The organism is Xanthomonas sp. LF02-5, assembly GCF_034105325.1.
Lineage (GTDB): Bacteria > Pseudomonadota > Gammaproteobacteria > Xanthomonadales > Xanthomonadaceae > Xanthomonas_A > Xanthomonas_A sontii.
Genome location: NZ_JAXGGF010000001.1, coordinates 1,101,558 through 1,123,344, shown reverse-complemented (window position 1 = coordinate 1,123,344; position 21,787 = coordinate 1,101,558). Strand labels below are relative to the sequence as shown.

The following is a 21,787-nucleotide window of genomic DNA, read 5'->3' as shown; positions in this document are numbered from 1 at the left end:
CGCGCGCCGCCGTACGCACCGCCAGGAATTGACATGTCCCGCACCGTCTTCTGCCAGTACCAGCAACGCGACACCGAAGGGCTCGACTACGTGCCGTATCCCGGCGAGCTCGGCAAGCGCGTGTTCGCGCACATCGGCAAGGCCGGCTGGCAAGCCTGGCTGGCGCACCAGACCATGCTGATCAACGAGAACCGGCTGTCGCCGCGCGATCCCAAGCACCGCGCGTTCCTGGAAACGGAACTGGAAAAGTTCCTGTTCCAGGGCGGCGCCGACAAGCCCGACGGCTACGTGGCGCCCGACCAGGCCTCCTGAGCACCACCGCGTCGTCGCGTCACTCCCACGTACCGACGCTCAGACACCGCCAAGCGCCTGCGTTCGTCGCACCTCACCCAACCTCCAGGAGCGTCTTCAGCCGCGACACGGCCTTACCGGTAATACCCGTCGCGGCTGAAGCGTGCGCCCCGGAGCCATAAGGGCGTGCCGCACAGCACCTTGCAGTGCACCTGACGCAACAGGCTGCACCAGCAAGCGACGGCGCGACATCACACTAGCCGCACCACCGCGCGCGCCGCCTCGCGAATCCCGAATCCCGGCACTGCGTCAGCTCCCAGGCGCCTGCTGCGCCCGTTCCTGCACCTTGGCCTCGCGCAGTTCCTTCTCCGAGGTGCGCAGCGCCTTGACGTCGAGCGGGCGGATGCTGTCGATGCGGCACGGCAGGCGAATCGCGGCGGGGCCGCCGCCGAGCACCAGCACATCGTCGAACTTCGCCGAGACCTGGCTGCCGAAATGGGTGATGGCGATGCTGGGGGCGAAATCCAGGTCCTGGCAGGTGCCGGCGAATTCCAGCAGATAGGCCTGGTTCGGGCGCGTCCACACCGCCAGCGCGCTGTCGCCGAGTGCGGTCCAGCCGCTGAGCCGGTTGAAGTACTGGAAGTCGCGCACCGGCGCACCGGCGTGGGCGCGGTACAGGGTCAGACGCTCGTCGTCGCTGAGCCGGTTGGTGGCACAGCCGGCCAGCACGGCCGTGGCGACGAGGGAGGACAGCAGCAGGCGTTTCATGGCAGTGCTCCCGATGGTGTGGAGCGCATCATGCGCCCGCCGCCGTGCACGCGAGCGTGGATAAGCGCGCGGCGTTCAGCGACAAGGCAGCCAACGCGTGCGGCGACGGCAGCGCTTACTGCGAAGCACCACGCGCGGACTCGCAGAAGCGCTGCCGGTACTCCAGCGCCTTGGGCATCAGCGCCTGCAGGTTCTGGATGCGGGTGCCCGGATTGGGATGGGTGGAGGCGAACTCCGGCGGCGCCTGGCCGCCGCTGCTGGCGCTCATCCGCTCCCACAGCGGCACCGCCTCGCGCGGGTCGAAACAGGCCGCCGCGGCCAGCATCAGGCCCACTTCGTCGGCCTGGGTCTCGTGGCTGCGCGCGTACGGCAGCAGGTAGCCATAGCCCATCGCCGCCATCGCCATCTGCTGCTGTTGCGGATCCAGGCCGCCGGCGGCGCCGGCCATCTGCCCGATCTGGGTCAGCTTCTGCTGGGCCATGCGCTGCGCGCCATGCCGCAGCAGCGCATGCGCGATCTCGTGACCCATCACCACCGCCATCGCGTCGGCGTTCTTGGCCACCGGCAGCAACCCGGTGTAGACCGCCATCTTGCCGCCGGGCAGGCAGAACGCATTGGCCTGGTCGGACTCGATCACGTTGACGTCCCAGTCGAAGCCGCGCGCGTAATGCTTGGCCTGCATGCCGTGCTCGGCGGCCAGCGCGTCCTCGACCACGTCGACCTTGGCGATCAGCCGCTGCGCGATCGCACGCACCTGCTGCGCCACCTGCGACTGCGGATCGACCGGATGTTCCTGCGCCAGGATCTCCTGGTACGCCTGCAGACCCAGCGCCTTCTCGTCCTCCACATTCAACGAGCGGTCGATCAGCACCTGCTCGCCGGTGTACGGATCCTCGCTGCGGTTGGAGAACCAGTAGAACCCGGCATACACGGCAAACCCCAGCAGTACCAGCCAGCGCACCCCGCCCAGCGGTCCACGGCGGCCGCCGCCCGGTTCGCCGCCCTGGCGGCCGAAGACTTGGTTCATCGCACTCCCCCTCGCTGACTGGTGAGGCAATCTAGCGCCGACCCTGGCGCGGCGGCGTCAAATGCCGCGCACCAGGCGGAAGCCGACGCGTGCACTGGTGCTGTCCGAATCCTGCATCAGCCGCCAGGCCGCGCGGGTCTGCTCCGGTGCATTGGCCCAGTTGCCGCCGCGCACCACCCGCGAGCGGCAGCCCGGGTTGTACCAGGCCGCGCCGTCGGCCGGCGCGCGGCGATAGCTGGCGTGCCAGCAGTCGGCGACCCACTCGCTGAGGTTGCCGGCCATGTCGTGCAGGCCCCAGGCGTTGGCGGAAAAACTGGCCACCGGGGCCGGGCCCCAGAAGCCGTCGGTGTAGCCGACGAAGGCATTGCGCCAGTGCCGCCCGCTGGGCGAGACGTCGCCGCCGCCGGTGAAGTTGCCGCTGCCGCGCGGCGGCGTGCCGGCGTTGCCCCAGGGGTAGCGGCCGCGGCCGCCGGCGCGCAGGGCGTATTCGAACTCGGCCTCGCTGGGCAGCCGGTAATGCCGCCCGGTCTGCTGCGACAGCCAGGCCGCATAGGCCTCGGCGTCGCGCACGCTGACGTGCATCACCGGGCTGTTCGGCGCCGCCCGCGCGCCCTGGTAATCGGACTGCCAGTCCACGCCGTTGCGGCGCACGAAGTTGCCGCTGCGTTCGTCGTAGACGGTGGAATGGCCGCGGCGGGTGGCGCGCGGACGCGCATTGGTCGCCTCCACGAAACGGCGGAACTCGGCCACGGTGACCTCGGTGATCGACATGGCGAAACCGCGGTCGAAGCGCACGTAGTGCTGCGGCATCTCCGCCGGCGAGGCGCCGGGTTCGGTCTCGGCCGCGCCCATGCGGAAGCCGCCGTGCGGCACCACGATCATCTGCGGACCGCGCCCGCCGTCGTGCATGCCGTCGGTGAACACCTGGCCGGGGCGGAAGCTGCCGTAGTGGGTGGCCAGGTCGATGCGTTCGCGCAGCATCGCCGCCACCGGGTCGCCGGGATCGGCAATGCGCAGCACGTCGCCCAGGCGCTCGCGCGCCGACTTCAATCCGGCCGGGGTGGCCAGATCGCGCAGGCCCGCATCGCGCAAGGCGGCGATGCGCGCCACCCGCACCTGCTCCACGCGCTCGCGCGCGTCGTGCACCGTGGGCGCGTCCTCGCGCACCCGCGCCGCGCGCGCCAGCCAACTGCCGGCGGCGGCGAAATCCGAGGCCGCCGCGGCCGTCTCGGCGCGACGGATCAGCGCGCTTTCCACCGCCGCCACGCCCTGCCGCGCGCGCGCATCGTCCGCATCCAGCAGCAACGCCTCACGGAAATTGGCCAGGGCGCCGTTGCCGTCCTCGCCCAGGCGGCCACCGCGCAGGTCGTCCTCGCCGGCGCGGTTGTAGGCCAGCACCCGCGATGCGGTCTCCACCCGCTGCTGCAGGCGCCGCACCGCCGGGTCATCGGCATCCAGCCACAGCGCCACCATCGCGATGCGCGCGGCCTGCTCGAGCGTGCGTTCGGAAAGATCCGGATCGCCCAGCGCCTGCGCGCCGAGTTGCAACAGGCGCCGCCGCGCCTTGCGCAGGCCGTCCTGGGCAACGCGATCGTTCGGCGCCAGGCTGCGGATCGCCAGGTACAGCGGAATCGCCGACTGCGCATCCTCGAACAGGCGATCTTCGGCCAGCGCGCGCGCCGCCTGGCGCCGCGCCTGCGGCAGGCCGCTGCGCGTCAGGGTCGGCAACGGCGGCTGCCAGCGCGCCACGGTCTCGGCCGCATCCTCGCCGCCGATGGTCACGCTGGGCGCCTGCACCGGCTTGACCGGCGCCGACTGCGCCGTAGCGGTGGCGGTGGCAGCGGCGGTCGCAGGCGCGGTCTCGGCGGCCGGCGCCGACGGCTGCCGCGCACAGCCGACCAGCGCCGCCGCAAGCATGCTCCAGACCATCACAACGCCGCTGCTGCGCACTTTCCCTCCGAACCATGGACCTTGCGACGCCATCCCGTCCGGCGCGCCGTGCGGCCGGCGGAGCGACGTTAGGCTATTCTCGCCTGCCTGAGCAAACCCTGCAGTCAACGGAAATCACGTGCCTTACTGGATCAAGCAACCTGCCGAGCTGAGCGAACGGCTGGCGCAGCGACCGGCCCGCATCGGCCTGGATACCGAATTCGTCCGCGAACGGACCTACTGGCCGCAACTGGCGCTGGTGCAGATGGCCGTAGGCGACGAAATCCTGCTGATCGACCCGCTGATCCCGGGCATGCCGCAGGCGCTGGCGCCGTGGCTGAGCGACCCGGACATCCTCAAGATCATGCACAGCGCCAGCGAAGACCTGGTCGCCTTCAAGTGCGCCTGCGGCACCCTGCCGCGGCCGCTGTTCGACACCCAGATCGCCGCCGGCCTGGCCGGGCTCGGCGCCGGCATGGGCTACCAGAAGCTGGTGCTGGAGATCACCGGCGTGCACCTGGCCAAGGGCGAGACCCGCTCGGACTGGCTGCGCCGCCCGCTGTCGCCGGCGCAGCTGGAGTACGCCGCCGACGACGTGCGCCATCTGTTCGCGCTGCACGACAACCTGCAGGCGCGGTTGCAGACCCTGGAGCGCGGCGACTGGCTGCTCGAGGACGGCGAACGCCTGCTCGGCACCGTCGAGCACGACGACGGCGAACGCTGGCCGCACCTGGGCATGCGCTCGGCGCAGTTCATGGACCGCCCCGCGCAACTGCGCCTGCTGCGCCTGTTGCGCTGGCGCGACGCGCAGGCCCGGCACAGCGACAAGCCGCGCAGCTGGATCCTGGACAACGAACTGGCCGCCACCCTGGCGCGCTTCCCGCCGCAGGACCAACCGGCCATGCTGGCGCTGTTCGACAAACACCCCAAGGCGCCGCGCAAGCTCAGCGATGCGGTGTGGCAGGCGCTGACCACCCCACTGGCCGACGAAACCGACGCCCCGCAGGCGCTGGCCGCCAGCGACGACAACAAGGCCGCGCTGAAGCGGCTGCAGGACGCGGTGGCCGCGCGCAGCGCCGAACTCGGCCTGCCCGACGGCCTGCTCGCCTCGCGCAAGCACCTGGAAGCCCTGCTGGAAAGCGCGCAATGGCCGGCGCCGCTGGCCGGCTGGCGCCGGCGCGAACTGGAACCGCGGCTGCAGCCGCTGCTGGCGGCCACGCGCTGAGCGGGCGCGGCCGGGCCGATCGCGCCGCCTCGTCCGCGCAGCGCGATCGGGTCAACGATCGGGCATAAAAAAAGGCCAGGAATTCCTGGCCTTTCTTCGTTCGCTCAATACTTGAAGAGCGGGAACTTCAGATCCGGATGGCGCGCCTTCCATTCGTTGTAGGCGGCGGTGCCTTCCCAGGCGGCGAACGCCTTCGGCGTGCGACCGCGGCCGGACCAGGTCTCGCCGGTGTGCGGCAACTGGTACTTCGGCTTGACCTCGCTGCGGCCGCCGGCGGACTTGCTGCTGGCCGGCTTGGGCGCTGCGCTGGTCACGTAGGCGGCGATCTCGTTGCGCTGCTTGGCGCTGAAGAACTCGGCGAACTGCTCCAGCAGCGACAGCACGTTGGCATGCGCCGCATTGGTTTCGCCCTCGCGCGCCTGCCGCTCCTGCTCTTCCAGCTTGCGCATTTCTTCCTGCAGCTTGGCCTTGGCTTCGGCGATCTGTTGCAAGTTGCGAACTTCCGTCATGTGTAAAAGACCTGTCTTTAGTAAAAGGTGTGAAGCGGACGGTATATTTCGTCCGGAACGAAATCACCGCGGGGGATTTCGGCCGTCGAGTATATCGACTCCATGCGCGCGCTGTAGACAAAAGGCGAACACGTTTTCCGGCCCGACCGGTCCCCTGCCCCGGCGCCGCCGATGTTGCACTGCCCCCTTGGCACGCGGCCCCGTGCCCAGTTACACTACGCGTCTGATGTGGGGCGGTAGCTCAGCTGGGAGAGCGTCGCGTTCGCAATGCGAAGGTCGAGGGTTCGATCCCCTTCCGCTCCACCATCTTGCCGTCTTCGACGGTGCAAACGAGGTCAGACAGCCACCAGGCTCTCTGGCCTTTTTTGTTGGCCAAGCTTGGGCCTGGCCGCGCTCGATCGCGCGGGGTGCGCCATCCGCTGGCGCGCCAGGCAGTCCTTGGCCGTCGTCCTGGCGGAACGGGAAGCGGGATGCACTCCGCTCCTGCCCGCCGCATCGCTCAGTCGTGCCCGTCCTGCGCCGCCTCGCCCTGGCCGGAGCGCGGGCCGCGCTCGTGCGCCTCGCGCAGCTTCTGGTCTTCCAGGCCCGGCCGCTGCTTGGCGGTGTCGTCCTGGGCACGGTCCTGCCGGCCCTCGTGGATGCCCTGCTGCTTGCCGGACTGGGTGGTCTCGTCTTTTGCCATGGTCTGCACCTCGCTGGGGCGGATGCCCGTTCGCCGCCACCCTAGCGAGGCCGCCGTGATGCATGGATCACGGCCTACCTGACGTCACGCCGCCAGCGCCGCTGCGCCGACCTCGGCGATGTCGTCGCTGCGCAGCAGCCGCGCGCGGTCCAGCAGGATCACCAGCCGATCCTCCAGCTTGCCCATGCCCTGCAGCAGGTCGCGGCGGATATCGCTGCCGAAGGCCGGCGGCGCCTCGATCTGCTGCGGCGGCAGTTCCAGCACCTCGTTGACCGCATCCACCAGCAGGCCGAAGGACTGCGCGCCGCCGCCCTCGTCGGTGGCGGCGCTGGCGATGACGATGCAACTGCGCCGGGTGACCTCGCTGGGCCCGCGGCCGAGCCGCGACTGCAGGTCCACCACCGGCACCACCGCGCCGCGCAGGTTGATCACCCCGCGCACGCAGGCCGGCATGGTCGGCACCGGGGTGGGCGGACGGTACTCGATGATCTCGTGGATGCCGGCGATGTTGAGCCCGAACAGTTCGCGGTCCAGCTGAAAGGTCAGGAACTGCCAGCCACCCTGCGGCGCGTGCTCGGCCGCGCTCTCATAGCGATCGTTGTGCATGTTCTTTCCCCTCAGAAGTTGACGAACTGGCCTTCGTCCGGCGCATCCGCCAGCGCGTAGGCCGGCACCGGGCGCGCACGCGGGCGCAGCGCCTTGCCGGCGTTGCGCAGCGGCCGGGTGGCGGCCGGCCTCGGCGCCACCGGCGCGGCACGGCGCGGCGCGGCCAGGTCCTGTTCGCGGCTGAGGCGGAAGAATCCCATCGCCTGCTGCAGCGATTCGGCCTGGGTGCTCATCTGTTCGGCGGTCGCCGCCAGTTGCTCGGAGGCCGCCGCGTTCTGCTGCGTGGCCTGGCTGAGCTGGGATACCGCCAGGTTGATCTGGGTGACGCCGGAGGACTGCTCCTGCGAGGCCGAGGCGATCTCCTGCACCAGATCCGAGGTCTTCTTGATGCTGGGCACGATGGTGCCGAGCAGGCTGCCGGCGCGATCGGCCAGGCCCACGCTGCTGGCGGCGACCTCGCCGATCTCCTGCGCCGCCACCTGGCTGCGCTCGGCCAGCTTGCGCACTTCGGCGGCGACCACCGCAAAGCCCTTGCCGTGCTCGCCGGCGCGCGCGGCCTCGATCGCCGCGTTCAGCGCCAGCAGGTTGGTCTGATAGGCGATGTCGTCGATGATGCCGATCTTCTGCGCGATCTGCTTCATCGCCTGGGTGGACGCCAGCACCGCGTCGCCGCCCTCCACCGCTTCCTTGGCCGCCTGCGCCGACATGCCCTCGGTGACCTTGGCGTTGTCGGTGTTCTGCGCGATGGACGCGGTCATCTGCTCCAGCGAGGCGCTGGTCTCCTCCACGCCGGCGGCCTGCTCGGTGGCAGCCTGGCTCAGCGACTGCGCGGTGGCGCTGACTTCCTCGGAGGAACCGGCCAGCGACTGCGCGCTGGCATTGACCTCGCCCACCACCTCCGCCAGTCGCTCGACCATCGCCTGCAGCGCCACCATTGCGCTGGTGCTGTCGTTGGCGCGGGTCGGCACTTGCACGGTCAGATCGCCGCGCGCGATCCGCGAGGCCACTTCCATCACCGTGCTCGGCTCGCCGCCAAGTTCGCTCATCAGCGACCGCGCGATCAGGAAACCGATCAACGAAGCACACAGTGCCGCGACCAGGCTGCCGACGATCAGGGTCAGGTTGGTGCGCTGCTGCAACTGCTCGGCCTCGGTGGCGCGCGCAGCGAGCAACTCGCTCTCGGCGCGGCGCACTTCGGCCATGCGATCGCGCATCGCGTCCATGTAGGCCTTGCCCTTGGAAGCACGCACCGCAGCGCTCAGCGCCTCCATCGTCGCCTGGCCATCGTTGACGTTCTTGCGCAGCGCGATCTGCGGATGCACCGCCTGGCTGAGCCATTGCGCCTGGGTCTGCTTCAGCGCGTTCAGGCGCTCCTGCTGCTTGGGGTTGTCGGCGGTCAGCTCCTGCGCCGTGCGCAGGTGGCTTTCGAAGCTGGCGACGCCGTCGCGGTAGGGCTGCAGAAACGCGTCCTCGCCGGTCAGCGAGAAGCCGCGCGTGCCGGTCTCGATGTTGATCAGGCTGCTGAGCGCGGCATCGACTTCGGCGATCACCTTGTAGGTGTGGGTGTTCCAGTAATTAGCCTGCGACAACGCGGACACGTTGAAGTAGGCCACGCCGGCCAGGGCCAGCAGGATGCACAGGACCACGGCGAAGCCGCCGTAGAGCTTGGTTGCGATTTTGAGATTCTTCAGCACGGCACTCTCCCGGCAATGGGCAGTTGTGACAACGACAGCGACACGGAACTGGCGGCGCGGCAGGCGCCGCCAGCGAATGGATCAGGCGCGGCCCAGCAGCGCTTCGCTGCGGTCGCGATTGCCTGCAACGGAACGGCGCGCGGCGACGGATGGCGCACGCGGCGCCCAGCGCGAGCCAGCCGCACGCAGCGGCGCCACCGCCTCGCCGTCGTCCAGCGCGTGCGTGGCGCGGCGCGTGCCGGCGGACAACTGGAAGAACGCCATGCTGTCCTGCAACTGCACGGCCTGCGTGCTCATCGATTCGGCGGTGGCCGCCAGCTCTTCGGAGGCGGTCGCGTTCTGCTGGGTGATCTGACTCAGCTGCACCACCGCCGCATTGATCTGGGTGACGCCGGACGACTGCTCCTGCGAGGCGGCAGCGATCTCCTGCACCAGATCCGAGGTCTTCTTGATGCTGGGCACGATGGTCTCCAGCAGCTGACCGGCCTTCTCCGCCAGTTCCACGCTGGAACCGGCGACCTCGCCGATCTCCTGCGCGGCCACCTGGCTGCGCTCGGCCAGCTTGCGCACTTCCGCGGCGACGACCGCAAAGCCCTTGCCGTGCTCGCCGGCGCGCGCAGCCTCGATCGCCGCGTTCAATGCCAGCAGGTTGGTCTGGTAGGCGATGTCGTCGATGATGCCGATCTTCTGCGCGATCTGCTTCATCGCCGCGACCGTGGCCACCACCGCCTCGCCGCCCTCCAGGGTTTCCCGCGCCGCCTGCGCGGCCATGCCGTCGGTGATCCTGGCGTTGTCGGTGTTCTGCGCGATCGAGGCGGTCATCTGTTCCAGCGAGGCGCTGGTCTCTTCCACGCCGGCGGCCTGCTCGGTGGAAGCCTGGCTCAAGGATTGCGCAGTGGCGCTGACTTCCTCCGACGCACCCGCCAGGCTCTGCGCACTGGCGTTGACCTCGCCGACCACCTGCTGCAACTTCTCGACCATGCGCTGCATCGCCAGCAGCAATTGCCCGGTCTCGTCCCTGCCGCGGACCTCGATCTGCATGCTCAGGTCGCCCTCGGACAGCGCATTGGCCACCTTGACCGCCTTGTCGATCGGCCGGGTCACGCTGCGGCTGATGCAGCAGCCCAGGCCGACCCCGAGCAGCACGCCGCCGATCACGATGGCCAGCATGGTGCGGGTGCTGCTGGCATAGATCGCATCGGTGGCGTCGTTGGCACGCGCGGCATTGGCTTCCTTGGTTTCGCTGAGTTCGGACATCAGCGCATCCAGTTCGTCGGAGCTGCTGCGCACGCCCTTCGACAGGTCAGCCAGCTGCGCATTGCCCTGCGGCAGCGGCTCACGCATCACCGAGTCGACGAACTGGCCGCGCCGCTCCAGGTAGGTCTTCCACACCTGGTCGAAGCGGGCCAGCTTGGCCAGCGTGGCCGGGTCGTCGAACGAGGTCCTGGCCTTGTCCATGTGCTCGACCACCTTGGCGGTGTACTTGTCGAGACTGGCGATGTGCTTGGCGCGATCCTCCGCCGTACTGGCCAACTGCAGGTTGGCGCGCGAGCGGCCGGCGTTGATCAGATTGATGTTGGCCTCTTTCAGGTGCGACAGACCAAGCAGTTCGCGCTCGTACAGCACCGTGGCGTAGTCGTTGATCCGGCCCGAGTTGCGGATGCCGACCCAGCCGATGCACGCGCCGATCGCCGCCACGATCAGGAACGCCGCCGTCAGCCTGACTCCGATTTTCATATTGCCCAACATGGTGTACCCCGATTCTTTGTGTGCGTCCGGTTGCGCAAGTGAGCGCCTCCAGCCGTCTTCCGCAGCGCCTCGCGGAGTGGACACACTCGCTCTGAGGAGAGCGAGGACGCTGCGCCGCAACGTCTGTGCGTGAGGGCTATCGGCGCCATCGACAGCGCCTTTAAATCGCGTGAAAACTGCGGAATTCCGCATAGCGCAAGCGCTGCGGCGACGTTGCATGAATGCGCAACGGGCATTGCGGCGCAGCACTCGACGCGTGTGAAGAAAGCGCCTGGGCGTCTGCGGCGCGGATGCCGCAGTTGTTCTGCAATGGCAGATGACCCCGGTTTTGCACCGAAGGCGAAGTGGGATACCAACCCCTTTAATTTGTAGACAGAATGTGAAAGCGGCGCCGATATGCCCGCCCTCGCAATGCGCGAGCGCATGCATGGCGCCGCGTCTTCACACCATCGGCAGCGCCGCGACCGTACGTCGTTCCGCCGCGGTGGCTCCGCGCAACAAGCGCTGCGCGCGCACGCGTTCCTCGGCATCGAGCTGCTGCAGCGCCTCGAAACGCTCGCCGACCCAGCTCGCCATCGGCACGCCGTCGCGGTACAGCACGCGCGCGCCCGCCACGCGTGGCAGCCGCGTGCCCGGGAGCACGCTGCCGAGCAGATTGGCCGGATCGGCGGCGGCCACGCACACCCAGGTGCCGTCGCCAGGCTGGCGGCGGATCTGCCGCAGCAGACCGATCGCCTCCGGCAGGGCGAACTGCTCGCCGGACAGGCCATCGATGAAGCGCCCGCCGCGGATCTCGCCACGCGCCTCCAGGCGCTGGTAGACCCGCAACAGCTCGCGCCACGGCGGCAGCCATGCCGCCTCGCGCTCGAGCAGGCGCCAGCAGACCACGCCGTAGCGGCGCAGCAGCGTCAGCGCGACGTGCTCGACCGCCGCGCTGCGCGCCGCCGGGTCGTCGGCCTCGGCGCCGGCCCGCAACAGCGCCCAGCGCCCGGCATCCTGGATGCCGCCGTACAGCGCCATGCGCGGCCGCCGCCGCGACAGCGCCGACGGGCGCTTCGATGCCGGCACCAGCAAGGCGCGCAGGCCGGCGTAGCTGTCGCAATGGACCCGGCCGGCGGCGACCAGCTCGGTCAGCGCCGCCTCCAGTTCGGTGGAGAGCAGGCGGGTGGCCGCCGCGATTTCGTCGAAGAACGAGGCGCCATGCGCCGCGAGATGGTCGGCGACCTTGCGCGCGCGCGAGCCGAGCGCATCGGCGTCCGGCACTGGCGACAGCCGCGACCACTGCCCGGCGCTGCGCCGCGGCAGCAGCAGGATCGGCGTGCTGCGCAGCGTCGGCGCGGCGCCGCCGGCGCCGGGGCGCAACCGCGTCCATAGCGTGCGGCCGGCACTGCAGGCCTCGTCCAGCCAGGCCGGGCGGTAGTCGCGCACCCGCGCAGGCAACAGTTCCGCCTCCCACAGCGGCGCCGCGGCCTCCACGCCCTCCAGTTGCGCCAGCACCGCGGCCAGCGCTTCGGCGCCCTCCACCTGGCCCTGTGTGTCCAGATGCTGCCAACGGAACAGGAAGCGCGCGTAGTCGCGCGGCGCCACCGGCTCGATCTCGCGGCGCAGGCGACCAAGGGTGTAGCGGTGGATGCGTGCCAGCAGGTGCCGCTCGCACCACTCCTCGGCATCGGCGTCGGCACTGAACCGACCACCGAGCACATAGCCGTCCTGCTGCAGCGCAAGCAGCCCGGCCTGCACCTCGCGCAGCGGCAGGTGCAGCGGCGCGGCCAGCGTGGCCGCAGTGACCGGCCCCAGGCCTGCCAGCCGGCAGCGCAGCAACTCGCGCAGCGCGCTGTCGCGGTCCCAGTCGGCCACCGCGTAGCCCTCGGGACTGGCGATGGCCGGCCGCGCGCTGGCCTGCGGGTACAGCGGCGCCACCGCCGCCAGCGCTTCGGCCGTCACCCACAACGCCGCCGCGGCGCCGTCGACGCCGTGCAGGCAGGTGGCGCGCGCGTCGGCAGCCAGTTCATCCAACCACTGCCGCCACTGCGGCTGCGCGGCGGCCTCGTCCACGCTCACCACCCCGAGCGTGAGCAGCGCCTCGTGCATCTCGTCGCGGCTGCGCGGCTGCGGCCAGGCCTCCTCGCGCACCGCAGCGATCGCCTGCGGGTCCAACTGGCCGAGATCGTCGGCGCTGTGCGGATCCTGGTAGCGGCGACTGTGCACCGCCTGGGTGCGCCGCTCTTCCAGCGGCGCGTCGTCGAGAAAGGCATAGGGCCGCGCGTCGAGCGCCTCGGCCGCCAGCGGCGAGGGCGCGGTCAGCTCGCGCGCCAGCACGCGCACCTCGCCGGCCTCGATGCCGCGCAGCAGCTGCAGCCAGCCGTCGCTGTCCATCGCCTCGTCCAGGCAGTCGCGCAGGGTCTGCGCCACCAGCGGGTGCTCGGGAATCTCGCGCTCGCCGACCAGGTTCTCCGCGCAGGCCACCTGGTCGGGAAACACCGTGGCCAGCAGATCCTCGGACTTCATCCGCTGCAGCTGCGGCGCGACCTTGCGCCCGCCGGTGAAGCGCGGCAGCGCCAGCGCGTTGGTGGCATTCCAGCGCCAGCGCACGCCGAACAGCGGCGCGTCCAGCAGCGCCTGTACCAGCACGTCCAGCGCAGACGCGGCGCGCAGATAGCGCGCCACCTCGTCCAGGGCGAAGCTGTGCCGGGTCGACAGCGACAGCACGATCGCGTCCTCGGTCGCGGCCGCCTGCAACTCGAAATTGAAGGTGCGGCAGAAGCGCTTGCGCAGGGCCAGGCCCCAGGCGCGGTTTATGCGGCTGCCGTAGACGCTGTGGATCACCAGCTGGGTGCCGCCGGTGGCATCGAAGAAGCGTTCCAGCACGATGCACTGCTGGGTCGGCAAGGCGCCCAGCGCCGCATGCGCGCGGCCCAGGTAATCGACGATCTGCTGCGCGGCGGCGGCGTCCAGCGCCAGCGGGCCGCACAGCCACTGCAGCGCCTGCGCCGCGCCGCCCTGCTCCAGCGCCTGCGCGACTTCGGCCCGCAGCCGCGACACGCCGAGCGACAGCGCGTCGCTGCGCCCGGGCGCCTCGCCGATCCAGAACGGGATGTTGGGCGGTGCGCCGCGCGCGTCCTCCACCCGCACCCGCCCCGCTTCCACGCGCAGGATGCGGTAGCTGGCGTTGCCGAGCTGGAACACGTCGCCACCCAGGCTCTCCACCGCGAAATCCTCGTTGACCGTGCCGATGGTCTGCGCCTGCGGCTCCAGCACCACGCTGTAGTCGCCGGTCTCGGGGATGGTGCCGCCGGAGGTGAGCGCCGCCATCCGCGCGCCGCGGCGCTGGCGCACGCGGCGATGCACCGCATCGCGATGCAGGTAACCGGCGCGCGGCCCCAGCCGCGTGCTGAAGCCTTCGCTGAGCATGCGCAGCACCGCGTCGAACTGCGCGCGCGGCAACGCCGCATACGGCCAGGCGCCACGCACCAGCGCGTACAGCGCGTCTTCCTCCCACTCCTGGCAGGCCACCTCGGCGACGAGCTGCTGGGCGAGCACGTCCAGCGGCGCATCGAGCATGCGCAGCGCATCCAGTTCGCCGCGGCGCACGCAATCCAGCAAGGCCGCGCACTCGACCAGGTCGTCGCGCGACTGCGGAAACAAGCGCGCCTTCGGCGTGCCGCCCACCGCGTGGCCGGAGCGGCCGGCGCGCTGCAGGAACGCGGCGATCGAACGCGGCGAGCCGAGCTGGCAGACCAGGTCGACGTCGCCGATGTCCAGGCCCAGTTCCAGCGAGGCGGTGGCCACCAGCACCTGCAGCTCGCCGGCCTTGAGCCGGCGCTCGGCGAGCAGCCGGGTCTCGCGCGCCAGGCTGCCGTGATGCGCCGCCACCGCCTGCGTGCCGAGCAGTTCGCCCAGGTGCCGCGCGGTGCGCTCGGCCATGCGCCGGGTGTTGACGAACACCAGGGTGGTGCGGTGCGCGCGCACCAACTCGGCCAGGCGCGTATACGCCTGCTGCCACTGGTCGGCGGACATGGTCACGCTGAGCGGCGTCGGCGGCACCTCCAGCGCCAGGTCGCGGGCACGCGCATAGCCGATGTCGACGATGGCGCAGTCGGCAACGCCGTCGTGCACCGCGGCGCTGCCGACCAGGAAACGCGCGACCGCCTCGATCGGCTTCTGCGTCGCCGACAGGCCGATGCGCAGCGGCGGCACCTCGCACAGCTGCTGCAGGCGCTGCAGCGACAGCGCCAGATGGCTGCCGCGCTTGTTCGCCGCCAGCGCGTGGATCTCGTCGACGATCACCGTGCGCACGTGGCGCAGCGTCTCGCGCCCGGACACCGAGCCGAGCAGCACGTACAGCGACTCCGGCGTGGTCACCAGCACATGCGGCGGGCGCCGCCGCGCCTGCGCGCGCTCGCGCTGTGGGGTGTCGCCGGTGCGTACCGCGGTGCGAATGGACACATCCGGCAAACCCAGCGCCGCCAGTTCGGCGCGAATGCCCTGCAGCGGCGCCTCGAGATTGAGCTGGATGTCGTTTGAAAGCGCTTTCAGTGGCGACACGTACAACACCTGAGTGCGGTCCTGCAGGCCGCCTTCACGCAGGCCTTCGCGGACCAGCGCATCCAGCGCAGCCAAAAATGCCGTCAGGGTCTTGCCCGAGCCGGTCGGCGCGGCGACCAGCGTATGCCGTCCGGCCTGGATCGCCGGCCACGCCGCCGCCTGCGCCGGCGTGGGCGCCGCGAAACGCTGCTCGAACCAGCGTGCAACGGCGGGATGGAAGCGCGCCTGCGCCAACGACATGCGATCTCCTTGTGTCAGCGTCGCAACCAACCTGGGGCGCGCCGACGATGCCGCCTGTGCGGATTGTCCAGCTGGATGTCTTGCGCCATTTTCTCGGCAATGAAAATGGTGACGTTATCCAGGCAATCAAGCGCAACCTCGCGCGAGCCCTGTTTTTAGGGGTTTTTCCATTAAGCGTTCATCGAACGACATAATGTCTACCACTCGCTCCGCGTAGCGCGGTTATGTTGTCGACGGCGTCACGTATCCCGGCCTAGCGTTTGCGCATCACGCACAAGCTTCGCTTCTGGGAACGGAATGCGGCACGGCAACACCAGCGAACAACGGCATCGCCCATCACGCGCGCGGGACGCTCCACGACCCGCACACGCGATCGCGGCGGCGCGCGTTCGCGCCGCGTCCGCCTCCGTCTCCCTTCGACGTCGAACTGCCGTCGCCTCGCGGCGCGCGGCAGCGATGGCGGCGGCATCCGCCATCGGGTCCTGCACTGTGGGACTGCGCATGCGTTGTACCTCTCCACCGCCATCGCCAAGGAGCATCACCAATGGCACAGAGCAGCCCGTCACTCTCCAGCACCGACCTCAACCAGCGCCGCGGCAGCGACGCGCAACAGTCGCTCGGCGTCGCGCCGAACGTGTTCGAAGGCAACGATCCGGCCGCGATCGCGCGCGCGCTCAAGCAGTCGGCCGACCTGCACGCCCGCCGCCGCACCGGTCCGTATCGCTCGGCCATGTCGATGCTGACCTTCTACATCAATCGCGCCGGCGACCAGTTGCCGGCGCAGCGCCGCCAGATCCTGGAGCAGGCCAAGGACGAGTTGCGCAGCCTGTACGGCAAGCCGCGCAAGGGTGGCGCTGGCGACTGAGCACGCGCACGCGCACGCGCGCAGCGTGATGGAGCGATCAGTTCCGCACGCTGCCTGGGCGAAGCGCGCGCCGCGCGATTGCCGTCCTCCGACGCACTGCCACATGATGCGGACATGGCCAAGGCATCCGACATTTCGGACCTCATCCAGCACGCCGCCGCCGCGACCCAGGACGACGCGGCGCTGCTGTCGCGCATCATCCTGGCGCAGGGCGAAATCGCCGCGGCCGGCGGCGATCCGCTGCAGGTGGTCGACGTGGTCACCCGCCGCGCGCAGGAGCTGACCCGCTCCAACGGCGCCGTGGTGGAGATGTGCGACGGCAAGGACATGCTGTACTGGTCGGCCAGCGGCGTCGCCGAGCGCCACCTCGGCCTGCGCCTGCCCAGCAACGGCAGCCTGTCGGGGCTGTGCATGCGGACCGGCGAGGTCTTGCGCTGCGACGATTCGGAAGTCGATCCGCGCGTGGACCGCGCGGCCTGCCGGCGCATCGGTTTGCGCTCGATGCTGGTGGTGCCGCTGCGCTACGGCGACCGCAGCATCGGCGTGCTCAAGGTCCTCGCGCCGCACCCCAACGCCTACAGCGCACAGGACGTGCGCACGCTGGAATTGCTGGCGACCCTGGTCGGCGCGACGCTGGCGCTGGCGATGGACCGCGCCGCACTGCAGACCGACATCGCGCGCCGCCAGGACATGGAGAAACACGCATTTCGCGAGAAGGCGGCGATCGCCACCCGCATCCGCGAAACCATCGCCGAGACGCGCCTGCAGATCGTGACCCAGCCAGTGCTGGCGCTGGCATCGCAACGCATCGTCGGGGTGGAGGCACTGTCGCGCTTTCCGGCCAATCCGGCGCTGCCGCCGCTGCGCTGGTTCGACGATGCCAGCCGGGTCGGGCTGGGCCTGGACCTGGAACTGGCCGCCGCGCGCCAGGCGCTGGAGCTGCTGGAGCAGTTGCCGGCGCCGCTGTATCTGGCGATCAACGTGTCCGCACCGACGCTGCTGCATCCGCAGTTGCAGGCGCTGCTGCACGGCCACGACCTGTCGCGGATCGTGCTGGAAATCACCGAGCAATTGCAGGCGCCGGATTACCCACGCCTTTCCGAGCACATCGGCCTGCTGCAGCGGCAGGGCCTGCGCATCGCCCTGGACGACGCCGGTACCGGCTTCGCCAGCCTGCGCCATCTGCTGCACCTGGCACCGGACATCATCAAGCTGGACCTGACCCTGACCCGCGGCATCGACGCCGAACCGCGCCGGCAGCGACTGGCGATGGCCATCCTCTCCTTCGCCGCGGAAACCAATGCCGACGTGGTCGTCGAAGGCATCGAGACCGAGAGCGAACTGGCGACACTGCAGGCGCTGGGCGCGCGCTACGGCCAGGGCTACCAGCTCGCCCACCCCGGACCGCTGTCGGCGCATCTGGCACGCTATCCGGCGATCGAATACGACAGCAGCGGCTGAGAACGCCCACCGCAGGCGCGGCGCTGGTCCCCGGTTCGGGATCATCCCCCCAGGCATTCCCAAGATCGCCATGCCGGCCTGGTCGCGGCTGAAGCCGCTCCTGCGAAAGCGTGCGCTACGGACGCGCGCCCCCCACCCTCGCCGCCCCCGGGCCGCTGTCAGCGCATCTGCAGATGCTCTCCAGCGATCGCTGGCAGCCTCGGCCAAGTCGCGGGCCAAATGCTCCGTCATCCTGTGCAGGAGCGGCGCCAGCCGCGACAGGACGTCACCGTTGACGCCGCGTCGCGCCTGCGCAAACGCCAGGCAAGAAAAAAGCGGGCCGAAGCCCGCTTTTTTCCTGGAACGACGCTGGCAGCGTGCGGCTTATTCGGCCGACGCGCCCTCGCCTTCTTCCACGGCCTTCATCGACAGGCGGATGCGGCCCTGCTTGTCGACTTCCAGCACCTTGACCTTGACCACGTCGCCTTCCTTCAGCTTGTCGCCGACCTTCTCCACGCGCTCGCTGGAGATCTGCGAGACGTGCACCAGGCCGTCCTTGCCCGGCAGGATGGTCACGAACGCGCCGAAGTCCATGATCTTGGCGACCTTGCCTTCGTAGATGCGGCCCGGCTCGACGTCCGAGGTGATCTGCTCGATGCGCGACTTGGCGGCCTGCGCGGCGATCGCATTGACCGAGGCGATGACGATGGTGCCGTCGTCCTGGATGTCGATCTGGGTGCCGGTTTCCTTGGTGATCGCCTGGATGGTCGAACCGCCCTTGCCGATCACTTCGCGGATCTTGTCCGGGTGGATCTTGATCGTCAGCAGGCGCGGCGCGTAGTCGCTCAGCTCCGCACGCGGGGTGGTCAGCGCGCTGGCCATCTCGCCGAGGATGTGCAGGCGGCCGGCCTTGGCCTGCGCCAGGGCCTGCTTCATGATCTCTTCGGTGATGCCTTCGATCTTGATGTCCATCTGCAGCGCGGACACGCCGTCGGCGGTACCGGCGACCTTGAAGTCCATGTCGCCCAGGTGATCTTCATCGCCCAGGATGTCCGACAGCACCACGAAGTCGTTGCCTTCCTTCACCAGGCCCATGGCGATACCGGCCACCGGCGCCTTCACCGGCACGCCGGCGTCCATCAGCGCCAGCGACGAACCGCAGACCGAGGCCATCGACGAGGAGCCGTTGGATTCGGTGATTTCCGAGACCACGCGGATGGTGTACGGGAACTCTTCCATGGTCGGCATCACCGCCAGCACGCCGCGCTTGGCGAGGCGGCCGTGGCCGATTTCGCGACGCTTGGGCGCGCCGAAGCGGCCGCACTCGCCCACCGAGTACGGGGGGAAGTTGTAATGGAACAGGAAGTTTTCCTTGTACTCGCCGGAGACCGCGTCGATCACCTGGCCGTCGCGGGCGGTGCCCAGCGTGGTGACCACGATCGCCTGGGTCTCGCCGCGGGTGAACAGCGCCGAGCCGTGGGTACGCGGCAGCACGCCGGCCTGCACGCTGATCGGGCGCACGGTGTCCAGCGCACGGCCGTCGATGCGCACCTTGGTGCTCAGCACCGAACCGCGCATGGTCTGGTATTCCAGCTCGCCGAATTCCTTGGCCAGGTCGGCAGCGACCCAGTTTTCGGCGGTGGCGCGCGGCGCCAGCTGCGCCAGCACGTCCTTCTTGATCGCGGCGATGGCGTCGCGGCGCTGCAGCTTGTCGCGCACCTGGAACGCGGCGGCCAGCTGCTCGCCGACGGCTTCCTTCAGCGCGGCGATCATGGCCTCGTTCTTGGCCGGGGCGACCCAGTCGGACGGCTTGGTGCCGGCTTCGACGGTCAGCTCGTTGATCGCGTTGATGACCTTCTGCATCTCGCGATGGCCGAAGGTGACCGCGCCCAGCATCACTTCTTCCGACAGCAGCGCGGCTTCGGACTCGACCATCAGCACCGCGTTGGCGGTACCGGCGACGACCAGCTCCAGCTGCGACTCCTTCAGATCCGACACGGTCGGGTTGAGGATGTATTCGCCGTTCTTGTAGCCGACCTTGGCGGCGCCGATCGGGCCCTTGAACGGGGTGCCGGCCAGCGACAGGGCGGCCGAGGCGCCGATCAGCGCGGCGATGTCGCCGTCGATGTCCGGGTTCATCGACATCACCGTGGCGATGATCTGCACTTCGTTCTTGTAATCCTCCGGGAACAGCGGACGGATCGGACGGTCGATCAGACGCGAAATCAGCGTCTCCTTCTCGGTCGCACGGCCCTCGCGCTTGAAGAAGCCGCCGGGGATGCGGCCGCCGGCGTAGAACTTCTCCTGATAGTCGACCGTCAGCGGGAAGAAGTCCTGACCTTCGCGCGCGCTCTTGGCGGCGACGGCGGTGACCAGCAGTACGGTGTCGTCCATCTTGACGATGACGGCACCGCCGGCCTGGCGGGCGATCTCGCCGGTTTCGAGGGTGACGGTGTGCTTGCCGTACTGGAAGGTTTTGGTGATTTTTGCCACGGGGTTTCCTTGGATGATGCTGTCTGCAAATGGACCGCTGACGGCCCATGCCGCTGGCGGGTGGCCGGGAGGATCCGGCCGGTGGCGCGGAGCGATCCCCGGGCCACGGTACTACCCAAAACAAAACCGCGGCGCATCGCTGCGCCGCGGTGGGGTTCGTTGACTCAGCGACGCAGGCCGAGCTTCTCGATCAGCGCCTTGTAGCGCTCGCCATCCTTCTTCTTCAGATAGTCGAGCAGGCTACGGCGGCGGTTGACCATCTGCAGCAGGCCGCGGCGGCTGTGGTGATCCTTCTTGTGGGTCTTGAAGTGGCCGGTCAGCAGTTCGATGCGGGCGGTCAGCAGGGCGACCTGGACTTCCGGCGAACCGGTGTCGGCAGCGCCGCGCTTGTTTTCTTCGATGACTTTCTGGGTGTCGATGGACATGGGATTTTTCTCTGAGATGCGGGGCCGGCAGGAACGTGCAGAGGACGCACCGCCTGGCTCGCCGATTGCGAAGGATTGCGCCGGAGCGCAGCGTGCCGGAAAGGCCGCGAAATTGTACCGGCCTCGGCCCGGAGGAACAAGGCGTTAAGACCGCGTCATGACTGAACGACAGTCAGGTAACACCCGGCGCGACCGCTGCGAGGTCACGGATTGAACATGCGCTGCGGCGCCAGCAGCCCGCTCGCATCGACCTGGCCCAGGCCCAGCGGGATGCCGTCGGCGTCGAACACCGCGGCCAGGCCGGGCGCCCAGGATGGATCGCGCAGGCGCTGGCCCATGCGGAAGCGCTGCGCCGCAGCATGTTCCAGGCGCAGCGGCGGGAAATCGGCCAGACCCGCGGCCAACGGCAGCACCAGCGCCTCCAGGGCCGCCGGATCCTGCGCGGCCAGGTGTTGCAGGTGCTCCAGGGTGACCATCTGCGGTGTCCGGAACGGCTCCACCCACAGCCGCCGCAACGCGGCGATATGCGCGCCGCAACCCAGCGCCTCGCCCAGGTCGCGGGCCAGGCTGCGGATATAGGTGCCGGACCCGCAGGCCACATGCAGGCGCAGGCGGTCGCCGGCATGCGCGAGCACGTCAATCGCATGCACCTCGACCTCGCGCTCCGGCGCTTCGATCGCCTCGCCGCGGCGCGCCTTGACGTACAGCGGTTCGCCGCCCTGTTTGAGCGCGGAATAGATCGGCGCACGCTGGCGGATGCGCCCGCGCAACGGCGCCAGCGCCGCCTCCAGGGTCGCTGCGTCCAGCGGCGGCACCGGCCGGGTGCGCAGCACCGCGCCCTCGGCATCGTCGCTGTCGGTGGTGACGCCGAGCACGACTTCCGCTTCGTAGGCCTTGGCCGAGCCGAGCAGCAGCCCGGCCAGCTTGGTCGCCTCGCCGAAGCACAGCGGCAGCAGGCCGGTGGCGAGCGGATCCAGGCTGCCGGTGTGACCGCCCTTCTCCGCACGGAACAGCCGCCGCGCCGCCTGCAGCGCCGCGTTGGAACTCATGCCGATCGGCTTGTCGAGCAGCACGATGCCGTCGAGGCGACGGAAGACGATACGAGGCAGGCGCGGGCCGAAGACGGGCATGGGGGGTTGGGCGGGGATTCGGGATTGGGGATTCGGGATTGGCGGATCCGACCCCGGCATGGCGCGGGCGAACGGCACGCATGGAACAGCGTGACGCCAGACGGATGAAAGAGCGCCGCGATCGCGACTGCGAAACGGACGCTCGCGTTGGGCGCCCGCACTCGAACAC

At 69.8% G+C, this 21,787-nt stretch carries 16 protein-coding genes and 1 tRNA gene; 5 read left to right on the top strand and 12 right to left on the bottom strand.

The genetic code is table 11. The annotated features are described in order from the left end of the window. The first annotated feature begins 33 nt into the window (after nt 1-33). On the top strand, nt 34-312 hold the full coding sequence (locus SLW52_RS04970; RefSeq protein ID WP_017909670.1) for an oxidative damage protection protein: 279 nt from the start codon (nt 34-36) through the stop codon (nt 310-312). A 288-nt stretch (nt 313-600) separates the two neighbouring features. Here the strand turns inward: SLW52_RS04970 and SLW52_RS04965 are convergent, their stop codons facing one another. The 3 genes from SLW52_RS04965 to SLW52_RS04955 all read right to left on the bottom strand — a co-directional run bounded on the left by SLW52_RS04965 (nt 601) and on the right by SLW52_RS04955 (nt 4,003). After that, nucleotides 601-1,059, bottom strand: coding sequence for a DUF6491 family protein (locus SLW52_RS04965; protein WP_017909671.1), 459 nt, complete (start codon nt 1,057-1,059; stop codon nt 601-603). A 115-nt stretch (nt 1,060-1,174) separates the two neighbouring features. Then, nucleotides 1,175-2,086, bottom strand: coding sequence for a M48 family metallopeptidase (locus SLW52_RS04960; RefSeq protein WP_017909672.1), 912 nt, complete (start codon nt 2,084-2,086; stop codon nt 1,175-1,177). A gap of 57 nt (nt 2,087-2,143) precedes the next feature. After that, nucleotides 2,144-4,003 (bottom strand): formylglycine-generating enzyme family protein, encoded by a 1,860-nt coding sequence (locus SLW52_RS04955; protein WP_152235786.1) that lies wholly within the window; start codon nt 4,001-4,003, stop codon nt 2,144-2,146. A gap of 151 nt (nt 4,004-4,154) precedes the next feature. Here SLW52_RS04955 and rnd point away from each other — a divergent pair, with 151 nt between their 5' ends. Continuing rightward, nucleotides 4,155-5,240: a ribonuclease D gene (rnd, locus tag SLW52_RS04950; protein ID WP_320739274.1), complete on the top strand. Its 1,086-nt coding sequence runs from the start codon at nt 4,155-4,157 to the stop codon at nt 5,238-5,240. A 104-nt stretch (nt 5,241-5,344) separates the two neighbouring features. Here the strand turns inward: rnd and SLW52_RS04945 are convergent, their stop codons facing one another. Continuing rightward, nucleotides 5,345-5,749, bottom strand: coding sequence for an H-NS family nucleoid-associated regulatory protein (locus SLW52_RS04945; protein ID WP_010344215.1), 405 nt, complete (start codon nt 5,747-5,749; stop codon nt 5,345-5,347). 230 nt (nt 5,750-5,979) lie between these two features. On the opposite strand from SLW52_RS04945, the gene SLW52_RS04940 reads away from it, so the two are divergent. Then, a tRNA-Ala gene (locus SLW52_RS04940) sits at nt 5,980-6,055 on the top strand. 193 nt (nt 6,056-6,248) lie between these two features. Here SLW52_RS04940 and SLW52_RS04935 read toward each other — a convergent pair. The 5 genes from SLW52_RS04935 to SLW52_RS04915 all read right to left on the bottom strand — a co-directional run bounded on the left by SLW52_RS04935 (nt 6,249) and on the right by SLW52_RS04915 (nt 15,265). Then, nucleotides 6,249-6,431 carry a hypothetical protein gene (locus SLW52_RS04935; RefSeq protein WP_043092554.1) on the bottom strand — a complete coding sequence of 61 codons (183 nt, stop codon included), beginning with the start codon at nt 6,429-6,431 and terminating at the stop codon, nt 6,249-6,251. An 84-nt stretch (nt 6,432-6,515) separates the two neighbouring features. Further along, complete coding sequence (locus tag SLW52_RS04930) at nt 6,516-7,037, bottom strand: chemotaxis protein CheW (RefSeq protein WP_267124407.1); 522 nt, start codon at nt 7,035-7,037, stop codon at nt 6,516-6,518. 11 nt (nt 7,038-7,048) lie between these two features. Beyond that, nucleotides 7,049-8,731: a CHASE3 domain-containing protein gene (locus SLW52_RS04925; protein ID WP_279361226.1), complete on the bottom strand. Its 1,683-nt coding sequence runs from the start codon at nt 8,729-8,731 to the stop codon at nt 7,049-7,051. 81 nt (nt 8,732-8,812) lie between these two features. Continuing rightward, entirely contained in the window at nt 8,813-10,480 is a 1,668-nt protein-coding gene (locus SLW52_RS04920; RefSeq protein ID WP_320739278.1) for a methyl-accepting chemotaxis protein, read from the bottom strand. A 441-nt stretch (nt 10,481-10,921) separates the two neighbouring features. Next, on the bottom strand, nt 10,922-15,265 hold the full coding sequence (locus SLW52_RS04915; protein WP_320739279.1) for a DEAD/DEAH box helicase: 4,344 nt from the start codon (nt 15,263-15,265) through the stop codon (nt 10,922-10,924). A gap of 544 nt (nt 15,266-15,809) precedes the next feature. Here SLW52_RS04915 and SLW52_RS04910 point away from each other — a divergent pair. Continuing rightward, nucleotides 15,810-16,130 (top strand): DUF3175 domain-containing protein, encoded by a 321-nt coding sequence (locus tag SLW52_RS04910; RefSeq protein ID WP_017907565.1) that lies wholly within the window; start codon nt 15,810-15,812, stop codon nt 16,128-16,130. A gap of 114 nt (nt 16,131-16,244) precedes the next feature. Then, nucleotides 16,245-17,591 carry an EAL domain-containing protein gene (locus SLW52_RS04905; RefSeq protein WP_295912082.1) on the top strand — a complete coding sequence of 449 codons (1,347 nt, stop codon included), beginning with the start codon at nt 16,245-16,247 and terminating at the stop codon, nt 17,589-17,591. Between the two features lie 363 nt (nt 17,592-17,954). Here the strand turns inward: SLW52_RS04905 and pnp are convergent, their stop codons facing one another. The 3 genes from pnp to truB form a co-directional block, all read right to left on the bottom strand. After that, nucleotides 17,955-20,063, bottom strand: a complete 2,109-nt coding sequence (gene pnp, locus SLW52_RS04900; protein WP_043092562.1) for a polyribonucleotide nucleotidyltransferase — start codon at nt 20,061-20,063, stop codon at nt 17,955-17,957. 164 nt (nt 20,064-20,227) lie between these two features. Continuing rightward, entirely contained in the window at nt 20,228-20,488 is a 261-nt protein-coding gene (gene rpsO, locus SLW52_RS04895) for a 30S ribosomal protein S15 (RefSeq protein ID WP_003467392.1), read from the bottom strand. Between the two features lie 203 nt (nt 20,489-20,691). Then, the gene (gene truB / locus SLW52_RS04890; RefSeq protein ID WP_267124057.1) at nt 20,692-21,618 is read right to left on the bottom strand and encodes a tRNA pseudouridine(55) synthase TruB; all 927 of its coding nucleotides are present in this window, start codon (nt 21,616-21,618) and stop codon (nt 20,692-20,694) included. Nucleotides 21,619-21,787: the final 169 nt, after the last annotated feature.

Bases quoted from the DNA above. Each gene is read 5' to 3' on its own strand.
- SLW52_RS04970 (WP_017909670.1), top strand. From the start codon at position 34: ATGTCCCGCACCGTCTTCTGCCAGTACCAGCAACGCGACACCGAAGGG.
- SLW52_RS04965 (WP_017909671.1), bottom strand. From the start codon at position 1,059: ATGAAACGCCTGCTGCTGTCCTCCCTCGTCGCCACGGCCGTGCTGGCC.
- SLW52_RS04960 (WP_017909672.1), bottom strand. From the start codon at position 2,086: ATGAACCAAGTCTTCGGCCGCCAGGGCGGCGAACCGGGCGGCGGCCGC.
- SLW52_RS04955 (WP_152235786.1), bottom strand. From the start codon at position 4,003: ATGCTTGCGGCGGCGCTGGTCGGCTGTGCGCGGCAGCCGTCGGCGCCG.
- SLW52_RS04945 (WP_010344215.1), bottom strand. From the start codon at position 5,749: ATGACGGAAGTTCGCAACTTGCAACAGATCGCCGAAGCCAAGGCCAAG.
- SLW52_RS04935 (WP_043092554.1), bottom strand. From the start codon at position 6,431: ATGGCAAAAGACGAGACCACCCAGTCCGGCAAGCAGCAGGGCATCCAC.
- SLW52_RS04930 (WP_267124407.1), bottom strand. From the start codon at position 7,037: ATGCACAACGATCGCTATGAGAGCGCGGCCGAGCACGCGCCGCAGGGT.
- SLW52_RS04920 (WP_320739278.1), bottom strand. From the start codon at position 10,480: ATGTTGGGCAATATGAAAATCGGAGTCAGGCTGACGGCGGCGTTCCTG.
- SLW52_RS04915 (WP_320739279.1), bottom strand. From the start codon at position 15,265: ATGTCGTTGGCGCAGGCGCGCTTCCATCCCGCCGTTGCACGCTGGTTC.
- SLW52_RS04910 (WP_017907565.1), top strand. From the start codon at position 15,810: ATGGCACAGAGCAGCCCGTCACTCTCCAGCACCGACCTCAACCAGCGC.
- SLW52_RS04905 (WP_295912082.1), top strand. From the start codon at position 16,245: ATGGCCAAGGCATCCGACATTTCGGACCTCATCCAGCACGCCGCCGCC.
- rpsO (WP_003467392.1), bottom strand. From the start codon at position 20,488: ATGTCCATCGACACCCAGAAAGTCATCGAAGAAAACAAGCGCGGCGCT.
- truB (WP_267124057.1), bottom strand. From the start codon at position 21,618: ATGCCCGTCTTCGGCCCGCGCCTGCCTCGTATCGTCTTCCGTCGCCTC.